Annotated in this window: 11 protein-coding genes; 7 read left to right on the top strand and 4 right to left on the bottom strand. The window is 75.2% G+C overall.

Going from position 1 to position 13,735, the window contains the following annotated elements:
- Window positions 1-23: 23 nt before the first annotated feature.
- The 3 genes from WME97_RS45330 to WME97_RS45320 form a co-directional block, all read right to left on the bottom strand.
- Entirely contained in the window at window positions 24-407 is a 384-nt protein-coding gene (locus WME97_RS45330; protein WP_437547308.1) for a nuclear transport factor 2 family protein, read from the bottom strand.
- Window positions 408-450: 43 nt separating this feature from the next.
- A complete protein-coding gene (locus tag WME97_RS45325) occupies window positions 451-1,140 on the bottom strand; it encodes a hypothetical protein (RefSeq protein ID WP_437547307.1) in 690 nt (229 codons plus the stop codon).
- A gap of 68 nt (window positions 1,141-1,208) precedes the next feature.
- Window positions 1,209-4,013: a DUF4388 domain-containing protein gene (locus WME97_RS45320; protein WP_437547306.1), complete on the bottom strand. Its 2,805-nt coding sequence runs from the start codon at window positions 4,011-4,013 to the stop codon at window positions 1,209-1,211.
- A gap of 303 nt (window positions 4,014-4,316) precedes the next feature.
- Here WME97_RS45320 and WME97_RS45315 point away from each other — a divergent pair, with 303 nt between their 5' ends.
- From WME97_RS45315 to WME97_RS45285, 7 genes are all read left to right on the top strand, one after another.
- Window positions 4,317-4,514, top strand: coding sequence for a hypothetical protein (locus WME97_RS45315; RefSeq protein ID WP_437547305.1), 198 nt, complete (start codon window positions 4,317-4,319; stop codon window positions 4,512-4,514).
- Window positions 4,515-4,580: 66 nt separating this feature from the next.
- The gene (locus WME97_RS45310; protein WP_437547304.1) at window positions 4,581-5,261 is read left to right on the top strand and encodes a sterol desaturase family protein; all 681 of its coding nucleotides are present in this window, start codon (window positions 4,581-4,583) and stop codon (window positions 5,259-5,261) included.
- Window positions 5,262-5,402: 141 nt separating this feature from the next.
- A complete protein-coding gene (locus WME97_RS45305; protein WP_437547303.1) occupies window positions 5,403-6,608 on the top strand; it encodes a hypothetical protein in 1,206 nt (401 codons plus the stop codon).
- A 189-nt stretch (window positions 6,609-6,797) separates the two neighbouring features.
- Entirely contained in the window at window positions 6,798-8,534 is a 1,737-nt protein-coding gene (locus WME97_RS45300; RefSeq protein WP_437547302.1) for an ATP-binding protein, read from the top strand.
- Complete coding sequence (locus WME97_RS45295) at window positions 8,531-9,700, top strand: response regulator (RefSeq protein WP_437547301.1); 1,170 nt, start codon at window positions 8,531-8,533, stop codon at window positions 9,698-9,700. Before WME97_RS45300 ends, WME97_RS45295 begins: the two co-directional genes overlap by 4 nt.
- 187 nt (window positions 9,701-9,887) lie before the next feature.
- Entirely contained in the window at window positions 9,888-10,916 is a 1,029-nt protein-coding gene (locus WME97_RS45290; RefSeq protein ID WP_437547300.1) for a hypothetical protein, read from the top strand.
- A gap of 246 nt (window positions 10,917-11,162) precedes the next feature.
- Window positions 11,163-11,828, top strand: a complete 666-nt coding sequence (locus WME97_RS45285) for a superoxide dismutase family protein (RefSeq protein ID WP_437547299.1) — start codon at window positions 11,163-11,165, stop codon at window positions 11,826-11,828.
- A gap of 117 nt (window positions 11,829-11,945) precedes the next feature.
- Here the strand turns inward: WME97_RS45285 and WME97_RS45280 are convergent, their stop codons facing one another.
- Complete coding sequence (locus WME97_RS45280) at window positions 11,946-13,655, bottom strand: protein kinase domain-containing protein (RefSeq protein ID WP_437547298.1); 1,710 nt, start codon at window positions 13,653-13,655, stop codon at window positions 11,946-11,948.
- Window positions 13,656-13,735: the final 80 nt, after the last annotated feature.

Genomic DNA, 13,735 nt, shown 5'->3' with positions numbered 1-13,735 from the left:
CGTGCTCCAGCTGAAGCGCGGCGCTACGCCGCGTGCCTCAGCGGGAGCCCGAGGCACCTCGGGTCGAAATACGCCCTGAACCGCGCGATCGCGCCGGCCGGGTGCTCGATGACGCTCACGCCATCGTACGAGAACTCGGCGCCGCTGGGCAGCGTCCCGCGGCTCGTCCACTCGAGGATCGAGACCCTGTCCGACTCGGCGACGCACCGGAACTCGGACCGCACCTCGCCGAAGGCGTGGCGGTAGCTGCGCCAGAAGTTGCGGGCGCCGTCGGGGCCGTGGAGCGGCCTCGAGATCGCCGGGTTGCTGAGCTCGGCGTCGGGCGCGAACAGCCGCGCCATCGGCTCGACGTCGCCGCTCTCCTCGATCCGACGCAGGGCTTCGATGAACTCGCTCGCCTTGGACATGGTGCCTCCTCGGGTGCTGGCGCGTGCAAGGCGCGGACCTCTCTCAGTGCGCGGCGGAGCGCTCGTGCCGCCGCGTGACGACCGCGATGGCGACGGCGAGCAGGGCGGCGAGCAGGAACCCCCCGCCGAACGCGAGGCCGATGATCCAGGGCTGCATCGCCCTCCCCAGGCCGTCCGCGAAGCCCGTGGCGGCGGCGCGGCTCGCGCGCTCGATCGCGGCGCTCGAGCAGCCCGGGTCGCCGGCGGGGCACCCGGCGAGCTGCTCCATGAGCTCTGCCGTCCCCTCGCGCGCCGCGGCCCTCGCCGCGGCGCCCGTGCCCTGCTCGACGAGCGTGACGAGCGCCCGGTCGTGCTGGAGGGCGCCCTCGACCACGGCGCTGCTGACCGCCTCGCTCGTCTGCGCGATGACCGGCTCCAGGCCCTCGGCCTGCCGCCCGATCTCCGCCGCGCCGGCCCGGACCGCGTCGTGGACGATGGCCCCCACGAGCGGCCTCTCGCGCTCGCGCGCGCCCTCGGCCGGCCTCTCGGCCGATCCTCCTGGGGGCCCGGCCCGGTCCTGCGCGCTGCGATCGAGCGCCTCGAGCGTGCCGTGGGTCGCCTCCTTCGCCGCCTCGCGGACGCACCCCGGGGCGAGCGCGAGGGCGGTGATCAGCGCCGCCGCGGCCGATCGACCGGAGCGCGTCGGCCCGCCCGCGCGCAGCGCCGCCGGTCCGGGAGAGAGCGAGCATTGCACAGCCGCGCCGGCCTTCATCAACCGTGCCCGCCGCGCGCCGTACGGAGCGCGCGCCGCCCCGGTCCCCGCTACGGCGGCCCCGCCTCGATCGCCCGCCGGTACCGCTCGCGCCTGTGCGGCTCGCGCAGGATCTCGTAGGCCTCGTCGAGCACCTCGATGACGAGCCGCACGTCGTCGAGCAGGTCCACGGTCGCGGCGGTGAGCAGGGTGGACGGCTCGAAGGCCTTCCTCAGCGCGAGGTACGCGCGGCGGATCTCGTAGTTCGTCGCGTCGCGCGGGATGCCGAGGATCGAGAAATAGTCCCCGTCCTCCACCAGCGCGAGCCGCGCGCGCACGCGCTGCCGGATCGCCTCCTCGTCGAGCGGATCCTCCACCGGCGGGGGCGGCGCCTCGGTGATCGACGGCGGGATGAGGACGTCGAGCACCTCCAGGCACACGAGCGCGTAGAGCACGCTCGCGTTCTCGGGCTCCGCCACGCTCACGAGCTCGCCGACGCTGCGCCCGCGCGCGGTGCGCACGAGCTCCTCCTCCTCGCGCCGCAGCGCGCACTCGCCGAGCAGGTTGCGCCGGACGCCGTCGTCGAGGCGCGCCCCCGGGCCGCCGAGGCGGCGCAGGGCGACCTCGGGGGCGATCACGCGGCGGATCGTCTCGACGAAGACCTCGGCGCCGGTGGCGCCGCCGAAGACGTTCGGCTCCGCCTTGAGGCGGCCCGGCGGCTCGGGCTCGAGGTCGCACGTGCCGGCCTCGACGAGCACCACGTGGCCGATGACCCACTCGGCGTGCGCGCGCAGCACCGGCCAGAGGTCGTCCTGGCCGAGGTGGCCGTGCGCGATGAGCGCCGCGCCGGCGTGCCGGCCCGAGGCGGGGAGCTTGCCCGCGAGCCGCGCGGCGACCTCGCGCTCGAGGTCGCCGCGCCCGACCAGGAAGGCGAGCAGCGTCTCCTCGGGGATGCTCGAGCCGGCGGTGACGAGATCGCCCTCGTGCAGGACGATGCGCCGCGCGCCCTCCTCGGTCGTGATCGCGAGTGCGCCGGAGGAGCGGCTGCCCACCGCGCGGGCCAGCGCGCGCGGCGCGTCGCCCGGGCCGAGCACCGTGGCCGAGGACGCCCCGCCGGAGCTCGGCGCCTCGTCGATCGGCTCGGGCGCCATGGCGCGGCCGAGCCCGGCCGCGGTGACTGTGGCGGGCGCGGGCGGCACCAGCGGCAGCGCAGGCGGCGCAGGCCCACGCAGGGCCGCGCCGGAGATGGCCATGGACGGCGGAGCTGGCAGGTGCCCGCGGCCGAACGCGGCCGTGCTCGGCCCGGCAGACGGGCTCGGCGCCAGGAGGCCGCGCCCGAGCGAGCCGGCGCCCGCGCTCGCCGGGACGGGCCCGCCAGGAGGCGCCAGGGCGCGCCCCGCCGGGGCGGAGCGGGCCTGGGACGGCGCGGGCGGCAGCGGCTCGGGCTCGGCCCTGCCGACCGGCGACAGCAGCGCGGTCTTCACCTCGAGCGAGGGAGGCGACACGAACGCGACGCCCGGAGACGGCGGCGAGAAGCCAGGCGCGCGGGCGTCGCGGGCATCGCGCGACCGGGGCGGCGGCTCGGTGATGCGCTGGCGCAAGCTCGGCTCGACGCGGCCCGACGGAGCGCGCGCCCAGTCGACGTCCTCGCCGCCGCGCGCAGGGCCGGCGCGGTCCCACGCGGGCTCCTCTCGCGGCGCGGGCGATGGCGAGGGCGACCGATCCCACGCGGGCTCGGGGCGCGGCGGCGGCGACGCGAAGGCGTAGGGCCGGCCCGCGTCGCGCGGGGTCGGCGGCGCGGCGTCGCGGCCGCCGCTCCGGCGCGCGGGACCGCCGTGATCGCGCTCCTCCCTGCCGTACGGGTGCGCCTCCCTGTCGAGCGAGAGCGCCGCGAGCTCGGGGCCCGCGCGCTTCGTCGCGTGCGCCCCGTCGAACGCGGGCTCGGCGTCGCGGTCGTCCTCGTGCTCGTCGCCCGGCTCCGCGAGCTCGACGAGGGAGTCGCCGGGCCCCGTGTGCTCGGCGCGGGTGGCCGCCGGCTGCGGCGCGAGCGCGACGCCGTACGGGCCGTCGCTCGTCCTCGACTGCGAGGGCGATCCGGCGGGCACCGGCGCGACGGCCGCGCTCGCGCCGGTCCGCGGCTCGTCGTCCTCCGGATCGAGGGGCTCGTCGAGGGCGGAGAGCAGCTCCGACGACAGCATCAGGTCGACCTCCTCCTCGGCCGCCGGGATGCTCGAGGGGTGCGCCTTCGCCGTGACCCGCTGCTCGGCGGCGACGAGGATCTCCTCGAGCTCCGGGCTGATCCGCGCGGGCAGGAGGCGCGGACCGACCTCGTCGCCGTCCTCCTCCGGGGGCGGCAGCACCGAGCCGACGTCGAGCGGGTCGAGATCGCTCGAGAAGTCGGGGTTCGACGGGACGTCGTGGTCGAGCGGCCCCGGCAGGCCCGCCGCGAGGCGCGCCTCGACGGCGTGCTCCCCGCGGTACCGCCCGGGCTCGGCGACCGCGCTCACGTGCGCGGCCAGCTCGGCGGTGTCGACCGGGCGCTCGAACACCTGCCCGAACAGCTGGGGATCGAGCTCCGCCGAGCGGACCGGATCCCCCACGAGGAGCACGGACGCGGCGACGCCGCCCGGCCGCAGGTAGAGGCGCTCGAGCGCCTCGATCGCGCCGGGCTCGTCGATGTCGACGATCACGACGCGCGGCGCGTCGCTCGCGAGGCGCGCGTCGAGCTCGGCGATCGGCGCCGCGATCACCTCGAAGCCCCGGCCCCGCAGCGCCGCGCCGATCGCCTCCCCGTCCGCCGACGCGTCGGCCAGCAGGATGGCGCCTTCGCGCGGGCGCGCCTGCACTGCTTCGTAGTCGTCGCGGGGCTCGGACACGGCGGTCATCTTGTGGCGGCGGCCCGGCGGAGCAGCGCCCAGGGGCCCGCATCGACTGGACTCTCGACGGTCGTCGGCGGGCTGTCAAACGCGATCGCGGCCCGCTCGCGTTCCCGCCGCGCAGCGCAGCTCCCTCCACGACCGCCCCGCCTGCGCGGCGAGGTCTCCACCCCTGCCGCGCTGGGAGCGCCCGGCCGACATCACCTCCGCGAGCGCGAGGCCGGCGCCGCCGCGTCGCCGCGCTCACGTACGGCGACGCGGCGGCGCCCCCCGCTGTGGGCGCCGCGTGGTAGACGTCGACGCATGGTGCTCGGCGCTTCCCACAACGAGATCGCCCTGACGGCCTTCCTGCTCCTCGTCGTGCTGCTCGCCGCGAAGATCGGCCGCATCGGCGAGGCCATCGGCGGGCTGTTCGAGCGGGAGGCGCCCGCGACGGACGGCGGCGCGCCCGCGGACGGCGCGGAACAGGCGGAGCAGCAGGAAGAACGCCAGGAAAGCTGAGCGCGCCCCCTCGCCGGCGGCCTTGCCGGCGCTTGCGTTCTGTTTTTTTAGAATTCATAGTTTTCGATGGTCGTGAACGAGCCGGCGCGGCCGCGGGCGCGGCGGCGCGAGGAGATCGCGGCGCGGATCCCGCGCGGGTACCGCCCTGCGCTCCACCTCGCGGCGCCCACGCTGCTCGGCGCGCTCGTGCTGGCAGCGTCGGTGCGCCTCCTCGACGCCGTCGATGCCGTCGAGCTCCTCGCGGTGCCGGCGACGCTGCTGCTCGGCTTCGCCTTCGAGTGGTGGGCGCACAGGTCGGTGCTGCACCGGCGGGCGCCGCTGCTCGGCGCGCTGTGCGAGCGCCACGAGCGCGAGCACCACCTCGCCTTCACCGCCGACGACATGGCGCTGCGGAGCGCGCGCGAGCTCTGGCTGGTGCTGACGCCGCCCGCCTCGGCGCTCCTGGTCCTCGCCTCGTTGCTGCCGCTCGCCGCGGCGGCGGGCGCCCTGCTCTCGCCGGACGCGGCGCTGCTCGGGCTCGCGACGGCGATGGCGTTCTTCGTCAGCTACGAGTGGCTGCACCTCGCGTATCACCTGCCGGCGGACAGCCCGGTGTACCGGATCCCGGGGCTCGCGCGGCTCCGCGAGCACCACCGCAGGCACCATGATCCCCGGCTCATGAAGCGCTGGAATTTCAACGTGACCGTGCCCGTGTTCGATCTCGTCCGCGGGACGCGCTGGTCGCCGCCGCCGCGCAAGGGCGCGTAGCCGCGGCGCGGGGGCGCGCAGCCGCAAACGCCAGGCGCGCAGCCGCCACGCACGGGCGCGCCCTGGCGCAGCGCCGTCCTCCGCCCCGCCGAGGCGCGGGCGCCGGGGCGTCCGCCGCGGCCGTGTGCTAACGGGTCGCGCGTGCAGCCGCGGACCAGAGACGGCCTCGTCCTCCTGCTCGTCGGGGTCCTGCTCGGCGGCGGCGTCGCCTGGCTCCTCGGCCGCCGGCGGGAGAGCCCCCCCGCCGCCGCGCCGCGCGCGCTCGACGCCGTGCCCGCGGGCGCGATGCTCGTCGCGACGCTCGATCTCCCGGCGCTGCGCGCCTCTCCCGCGTTCGCCTCGTTCCTGCGCGAGGAGCGGGAGATCCCGGGGCTCGGCAAGGTGCGCGACGTGTGCGGCTTCGACCCGGTGGCCGCGTTGACCGAGGTCGCGATCGCCATCCCGGCGGCGGGCGAGGGCGGCGACTTCGGGCTGGTCGCGGCCGGCGCCGTGCAGGACGAGGCGCTGCTCGCGTGCGCCTCCAAGGTCATCGAGGCCCGCGGCGGGCGGCCGGTCGTCTCCGGGATCGGCAGCTTCCGCGCGGTGCGGGACTCGAGCGCCGAGGGCCACGGCGAGATCGCCGTGCGCCCCGGGGGGCCGATCCTGCTCGGCGGGGGCGCGTACCTGCGCGCCATGATCGACACCGCCGAAGGCCGCGCCGGGAGCGTCGGCGCGAGCGCCGCGCACGACGACATCGCCCGCGCCGTGGGCGAGGGGGCGGCGCGCGTCACGGTGGTGCTCACGCCCGAGCAGCGCGCCGAGATCGGGCGCGAGCTCGCGCTGAGCGGCTCCGGCCGATCGCCCGCGGCGTCCCTGCTCTCCGGCGGCGCCAGCGTCGCGCTCGGCCCGGAGATCGCCGTCCACGCCGCCGTCCTCTGCGACGCGGAGGCCCCCTGCGAGGCGCTCGGCGCGGAGCTGCGCGCGGCGCGAGACACGCGCGCGGCGGACTTCGCGACGCGGCTCATCGGCTTCGGCGCCGTGCTCGAGCGCATCGCGATCGCGGCCGAGGGCAAGGCGCTTCACGCGCGCGTCAAGCTGTCGGCCGAGGAGGCCGGCGCCCTCGTCGATCGGCTCGCCTCGCTGCGCGGCCTCCGCCAGCCCGCGCTCCCGCCCAGGCGGCCGCCCGCCCAGGCAGACAGCGACGCGCCGCCGCACGCAGGTGCCAGCGCGCCGCCGCCGCGCGGAGACGCCGCCCCGCCGCCGCGCGGAGACGCAGGCGTGCCGTCGCGCGGAGCCGCCGCCCCGCCGCCGACTGATGAGGTTGTCGCCCCCCCGCAGCGAGCGAAGCCGGACGGCGGCGCGCCATGACGCGTGAACCCGCGCTGGGGAGCAGCGCGTGGACGCGCTGGGGAGAACCGACCGCCGCGTCGCGCTGCCGCGGCGCGGCTCCGTCGATTCCGTGGTCTGCCTGACGAGCGCGCCGCTCCATCGCCAAAAGCCGCGCGGCGCGCCCGATCGGGCCCCCACGGGCTGCCCCGAACTCCTGTAACCTGATCGGTGCCTTCCGACGGGATCGGCGCTCCGGTCTTTCCCGCCGCGCAGGAGGCGGGTGGGGCACATCGAATGCAGGTCGTCGGGATCTCCGCCTCCGTGGTCGTCGGGACCCTCCTTCTGGTCGCCCTCTGGGCGCTCCGGCGGCGGCTCCATGCGCGCGAGCGCGAGCTCGAGCGGAAGGCGGAGGAGCTCGCGGCCAGCCGCGCCTCGGAGCAGCGGCTCGGCGAGGAGCTCGCCGAGGCGCGGCGGGCCGAGGAGGAGGCGCGCAGGGCGAGGGACGAGGCCATGACCGCGAGCCGGTCGAAGAGCGCGTTCCTCGCCAACATGAGCCACGAGCTCAGGACCCCGCTCAACTCGATCCTCGGCTTCGCGCAGCTCGTGGAGCGCGACCCCTCGCTCGCCGACCGGCACCGCGAGAACCTCGCGGTCATCTGCAAGAGCGGCGAGCACCTGCTCGGCCTGGTCAACGACATCCTCGAGATGGCGAAGATCGAGGCCGGCCGCATGACGCTCGTCGACGCCGAGTTCGACCTCCACGACACGCTCTCGGGGCTCTCGGAGATGTTCGCGGTCGAGGCCCAGAAGCGGGGCCTCACGCTCACGGTCGAGCGGGAGCAGGACGTTCCGCGGCACGTCAGCGGGGATGAAGGGAAGCTGCGGCAGGTGCTGATCAACCTGCTCGGCAACGCGCTGAAGTTCACGCCGCGCGGGTCGGTCACGCTGCGCGCCTCGGCGCGGCGCTCTGCCGGCGTGCGTGAGGGCGGCGCGCACGACGGCGCGGCGACGGGGCGGGTGCGGGTGTCGTTCGAGGTGACGGACACCGGCCGGGGCATGGCCAAGGCGGAGCTCGCGCAGCTCTTCGAGGCGTTCGCGCAGACCGCGACCGGGCGCCAGTCGCGCGAGGGCACGGGCCTCGGCCTGCACATCAGCCGGCGCATCGTGCGGATGATGGGGGGCGACATCCGGGTGGAGAGCCAGGTCGGCCGCGGGACGACGCTCCGCTTCGACGTGCGCCTGTCGCTGGCCGACGCGCCCGACGCGCGCGCCGGCGGCGCGACGCCGCGGGCGCTCCGGGCCGTGGGGCTCTCGCCGGGCCAGCCGAGGTACCGCGTGCTCGTCGTCGACGACCGGTGGGACGTGCGCCACTGCCTGCTCAAGCTGCTCGACTCGGTGGGCGTCGAGGCGCGCAGCGCGACGAACGGGCTCGGCGCCGTGGCGCAGTGGGAGACGTGGGCGCCGCACCTCGTCCTGCTCGACCTCCGCATGCCGCTGCTCGACGGCTACGAGGCGGCGAGCCGCATCAAGGCGAGCGCGCGGGGGCACGAGACGGTCGTCGTGGCGATGACCGCGAGCGCGTTCGAGCAGAACCGGGCGCTCGCGGCGGAGGCGGGGTGCGACGACTTCGTGAGCAAGCCGTTCCGCGACGCGGACATCCTCGGCCTCCTGACCAAGCACCTCGGGGCCCGCTTCGAGTACGAGGAGCGCGCCGCCGAGCCCGGCGCTGCCCAGGGGGCGGCGGCCGTCGACCTCGCCCGGGCGGCGGCCGGGCTGCCCGCCGCGCTCCGCAAGGACCTCCGGCGGGCGGCGACGCGGCTCGACGCGAAGGCCGTCCAGGCGACGCTCGATCGGTTCCGGCCGGAGGACGCGGACCTCGCGGGGGCTGTGGCCGAGCTCGCGCGGGGGTATCGCTTCGACAGCATCTTGGCGCTATCGAGCGCCGACGAGGAGGAGCCGTCATGACGGACACCGACGCAAAGCCAGCCCCCCGCGGGGCGGCCCCGGGCGCGCGGCCGGAGCGCCCCAGGGAAGAGCCCCCGAGCATCCTGATCGTGGACGACATGCCGGCGAACCTGTCGCTCCTGACCTCGATGCTGACGGCGCAGGGCTACGAGGTGCGGGCGGCGATCAGCGGCGCCATGGCGCTGATGTCGGCGGCGGCGGCGCCTCCGGACCTCATCCTGCTCGACGTGAGCATGCCCCACATGGACGGCTACGAGGTGTGCCGCCGGCTCAAGGGGGATCCCGGGACGGCGGACATCCCGGTCATCTTCCTGAGCGCGATGACGGGCATCGGCGACAAGGTGATGGCGTTCGACGCGGGCGGCGTCGATTACGTCACGAAGCCGTTCGAGCTGCGCGAGGTGCTCGCCAGGGTGGGGACGCAGCTGCTCTTGCACCGGCAGCGCCGGGAGCTTGAGCGGCAGCGGAGGGAGCTCGAGGAGCGCTACGCGCAGGTGCGCCAGATGCAGGCGGCGCTGCGCGGTTACCTGTCCGACCGGGCGTGGGAGAGCATCGAGGAGAGCGTGTCGTCGAACCGGCCGAGCCCGCCGGCGCGCGAGGTGCTGACGGTGCTGGTCAGCGACATCGAGGAGTTCGTGCGGCTCTCGGAGAGCGAGGATCCCGGGCCGCTGCTCGCGGATCTCAGCCTCTACATGGCCACGGTGGCGCAGATCGTCTACGACCACGCGGGCGAGGTCGACAAGTACGTTGGCGACGGCATGCTCGCGTTCTTCCGGGGCGCAAGTGACGCGCTCGCGGCGGCGCAGCGGATGCAGCAGAGCATCGCGGCCTTCAACGAACACCAGCGCTCCCAGGGCCGGCCCGCCTTCCCGACGCGGCTCGGGCTCTCGACAGGGCCCGTCCTTTTGGCGAGCATCGGGTCGAGCGGCAGGCGGGAGTTCACCATCATCGGCGATCGTGTGAACACAGCGTTTCGGATTCAGGCGCAGGCAAAGGCCGGCGGCCTGCTGATGGATGAGGCGACGTTCACCGCGGCCGGGAGCCCTGGAGAAGCGATGCCCGCGCTGGTGCGGATCCGGGGAAAGCAGGGAGAGGAGAGGCTCTATGCGATCTCGCCGGAGGCGATGCTCTCGGGCGCGGAGGGGAGCGGGGCGGACGGCGGTTGATCGCTCACGCTCGCTCCCGGCCCGATAGGCTGGCTCTTCAAGGCTGCTCCCTGGCATTTTCGTGTTGCCCCGCACCGCCGGGGCCATTCGAGTTCCAGCGCCTGGATCGTGCGATCTGCCGAAAACGTTCGTTCTTGAATCACGCGATGACCTCGTGCAATAGTCGCCGCGGAGGATGGAAACGAACATGAATCTTCGAATTAGCGTTACTTTGCTTGGCCTGCTCGCGACCTTTGCGGCGGGCGCGGTTGCGTGCTCGGATGACGATGGTGGCGCGACGTCGTCGACGTCCTCGACCACCGGCACGGGCGGCGGCGCCACCAGCGGCGGCGCGACCGGCGGCGGCGGCGCCGGCGAGGGCGGCAGCGCCTCCAGCAGCGGCGCCACGGGCGGCGGCGGCGCCGGCGAGGGCGGCGGGACCGGCGGCGGCCCGGCCTGTGCGGCGCTGCTCTGCGACGACTTCGAGTCGTACGAGGGCGAGGGCGCGAACGGCGAGAAGATGGGCGCGTGGACGGTCTACACGGCCATGGCGGGCTCCACCGTGTCGGTCGACACGACGAAGCATTACAGCGGCGCCAAGTCCATCAAGGTGACCACGCCCGCGAGCACCGGAGACAACAACTACAAGTCGGCCATGATCAAGTTCGCGGACACCGACGCCCTGCCCACCGACGCGAACGTCATCCATGGTCGCATGATGTTCTTCCTCGAGGCTGCGCCGACGGGGGATGTGCACTGGACGATCATCGACGGTTCAGGGACCATCCCTGGCAGCGATTTCGAGGGAATGCCCTACGCGGCACAGTATCGCTACGGCGGGCAGCACCCGGTCACGGCGGGCAGCCAGCTCATGGCGAACTACGATACGCCCGGGTACTGGAGCGACCCGAAGACTGGCCCGCAGACGGACTGCTGGCACCACGCGGAGGAGACGACGGTGGTCCCGACCGGCGCGTGGACCTGCGTCGAGTTCAGCTTCGACGGGCCGAAGAACGAGATGCGCTTCTGGCTCAATGGCGCGGAGCTGGCCGATCTCAAGGTGTCCGGGACGGGCCAGGGCTGCGCCAACAACGAGGCGAACTACACGTGGAAGGCGCCGGCGTTCGACAGCATCGGCCTCGGCTGGGAGTCCTATCAGGCGGATTCCGCCCGCTCGATGTGGATCGATGACGTCGTGATCGGCACCGCGCCCATCGGCTGCCCGCCCGCGCAGTGAGCGCGCGCCGCTGAGCTCGGCGAGGCGCGGAGGCGGACTCCGCGCCTCGTTGATCTTCTCTGTCCAGGGGTCGGGCGCGCGCTGCCCGCGGCGCCGGGGCCGGCGGGAGCGGGGTTGGCCGCGCGCCAGCGCGCCTCGAGCCGGCGCACCTGACGAATGTCGGGTTCGCCGATTGATCGCTCGCCAGGACCGCTCTACGAGACGGCGGAGGTCCAACGCCTCACGAACCTGGAGGTCTCCGCTGTGATGAAACCGGCCTATCGTCTCTCGCTGCTTGCCTCGTTCGTCCTGGGCGCCACCGCTTGTGGCGGCGCGCCCGAGCCGGCCCCTGCGGTCCCCGACGTCCCCGCCCAGCCGCAGCCTGCGCCGGAGCCGCCCGCGGCCGCGCCGCCCGAGGCCAGCCCGCCGGCGGGCGCCGCGGCGCCGGAGGCCGCTGCGCCGCCGGCCGCGCCGCCTGCGCCGCCGGTGAGCGTCTCGGTGCCCATCGAGGCGCGGACCAAGTCGAAGCTCAAGGGCACCGCGACCTTCACCGAGGTCGAGGGCGGCGTGAAGGTCGCCGTCCAGGTCTCGGGCGCTCCCAAGGGCAAGATCGCCGTCCACGTGCACGAGACCGGCGATTGCAGCGCGCCGGACGCGAAGAGCGCGGGCGCGCACTACAACCCCGAGAACCACCCTCACGGCCTCCCCGACGCCGCGGCCCGCCACCTCGGCGATCTCGGCAATATCGAGGTCAAGGCCGATGGGACCGGCACCCATGAGATCATCGCCACGGGCGCGAATCTCAAGCAGGGCGCTCCGAACACCTTCCTCGGCCGCGCCATCATCGTCCACGAGAAGGCGGATGACGGCGGCCAGCCCGCCGGCAACGCCGGTGGCCGCATCGGCTGCGGCGTCATCTCGCAGGGCAAGTGACGCGCGCGCGGCGCGGCCCGCCGCTCCGCGCTCACGACATGTCGACTCCACCTCACCGCCTGTCCCGAGAGGGCCTCTCCCCGAGCGCCCGCAGGGCGGGAGTCTCCCTCTCCGGTGTCACCGGGGCGGAGCGCTGACCGGAACGCCCTTCCCCCCCGGGGGCCCGGAAGCGCTGGAGCCCGGCGGCCGCTCCTCGGGCCGCGTTCCGCTGGCCAGCAGCGCGACGACGATCGCCGCCGCCACCGCCGCCAGGACGAAGCCCGCCCTGAAGGGCGAGCGCAGCCGCCGGAGCGTGTCCGCGAGCGTCGTCTCGTCGGCGTCCTCCTCGACGCGCGCCCTCTCCGGAGCTGGGCCGGCCGCGCCGAGCCCGACACGGCCGGCTTCCACCCGGGGCTGCGGCCGGTCCGAGCCGGCCGCCGCCCGGACGCCCGCGTGGCCCGGGACCGCGACGGCCTCGCTCCGCTCCGCCGGATCCGCCTCCGCAGGGGCGCGCGGGCGGCCCGAGACCGTCGCCGCCTCGCTCCGCTCCGCAGGGCTGGCCTCCGCCCGGGCGCGGGGGCGCTCCGAGACCGTGATGGCCTCGCTCCGCTCCGCCGGATCCGCCTCCGCGGGGGCGCGCGGGCGGTCCGAGACCGTCGCCGCCTCGCTCCGCTCCACCAGGTCGGTCTCCGCCCGGGCGCGCGAGCGGTCCGAGACCGTGATGGCCTCGCTCCGCTCCGCCGGATCCGCCTCCTCGGGAGCCGCGTGGAACACGGGAGGTGGCAGCTCCGGGCGAAGCTCGATCGCCATTCCGCCGGTGGATGGGCCGGAGCCCATGGTGGTGGGGATCGAGCCGCGCTCCCCCGCGTCGACGCCGTCCACGCCGGGGCGCACCCCGGACAGCGAGTCGCGCATGCCCCCGCGCAGCATGCGCTGGATGCGGTCGACGAGCGGCTGCGCCGCGGGCGGCGCGAACGGGCGGAGCGCCAGCGTGAGCTCCGCCAGGTCGGGCCAGCGCTTGTCGCGATCCCGCTCGAGGCACCGCATGATGATCGGATCGATGTCCGGCGAGAGCCCGCGGCAGACCTTCGACGGCAGCTCCGGCACGAACTTGCCCCCGAGCACGAGCGACACTGTCTGGACGGAGCGCGCGTGCATGGGATACCGGCCGGTGAGCAGCACGTAGAGGAGCGACCCGACCGCCCAGATGTCCGCGCGCGCGTCGACGTCGCGCTGCCCGCGCATCTGCTCGGGGGGCATGTAGTGGGGCGTCCCCAGCATCTGGCCCGTGCTCGTCCGCATCTCGGCGACGCCGAGGAGCGCCGCCTGCGACACCTTGGAGACGCCGAAGTCGAGCACCTTGATGCACGGCGTCCCCTCGCGGGTGTGCGTCAGGAAGAGGTTGGCCGGCTTCACGTCGCGGTGCACGAGCCCGAGCGCGTGCGCCTCCGCGAGCGCGTCGCAGGCTTGGAGGACGTAGAGCGTCGCCTCCTCCACCGGCAGCGGGCCCCGCTGCTTGCGGATGACCCGGAGATCGCGGCCGTCGAGGAACTCCATCACCATGTACGGCAGCCCGCTCTCGAGCCGCCCGACGTCGTGCACCTTGACCGCGTGCTCGCTCCTGAGCCGCGACGCGATCCGCGCCTCCTGCAGGAAGCGCCCGCACATCTCCGGATCGGCCGCGGTGGCCGGCAGCAGCACCTTGATCGCCCGGAGCTCGTCGAGATCGACGTGGGTCGCGGCGACGACGGCGCCCATCGCGCCCTTGTCGAGCAGCCGGTCCACGCGGTACTTGCCGGCGATCAGGGTCCCGACCTCCAGCCCTTCGATCTCTTCCAGGCCGCGCATGTTCGAAACCTCCGACCGAGAGCGCCGCGCCGCGGCAGCCAGCATAGCGCAGCCGATCGCCGGCCGGACAGCCGATGCCG

This window comes from Sorangium sp. So ce367, assembly GCF_051520455.1.
Lineage (GTDB): Bacteria > Myxococcota_A > Polyangia > Polyangiales > Polyangiaceae > Sorangium > Sorangium cellulosum_B.
Note: the sequence above shows the minus strand (reverse complement) of the source record. Positions and strands in the feature narration are given on the sequence as shown.

Bases quoted from the DNA above. Each gene is read 5' to 3' on its own strand.
- WME97_RS45330 (WP_437547308.1), bottom strand. From the start codon at position 407: ATGTCCAAGGCGAGCGAGTTCATCGAAGCCCTGCGTCGGATCGAGGAG.
- WME97_RS45315 (WP_437547305.1), top strand. From the start codon at position 4,317: ATGGTGCTCGGCGCTTCCCACAACGAGATCGCCCTGACGGCCTTCCTG.
- WME97_RS45310 (WP_437547304.1), top strand. From the start codon at position 4,581: ATGGTCGTGAACGAGCCGGCGCGGCCGCGGGCGCGGCGGCGCGAGGAG.
- WME97_RS45295 (WP_437547301.1), top strand. From the start codon at position 8,531: ATGACGGACACCGACGCAAAGCCAGCCCCCCGCGGGGCGGCCCCGGGC.
- WME97_RS45290 (WP_437547300.1), top strand. From the start codon at position 9,888: ATGAATCTTCGAATTAGCGTTACTTTGCTTGGCCTGCTCGCGACCTTT.
- WME97_RS45285 (WP_437547299.1), top strand. From the start codon at position 11,163: ATGAAACCGGCCTATCGTCTCTCGCTGCTTGCCTCGTTCGTCCTGGGC.
- WME97_RS45280 (WP_437547298.1), bottom strand. From the start codon at position 13,655: ATGCGCGGCCTGGAAGAGATCGAAGGGCTGGAGGTCGGGACCCTGATC.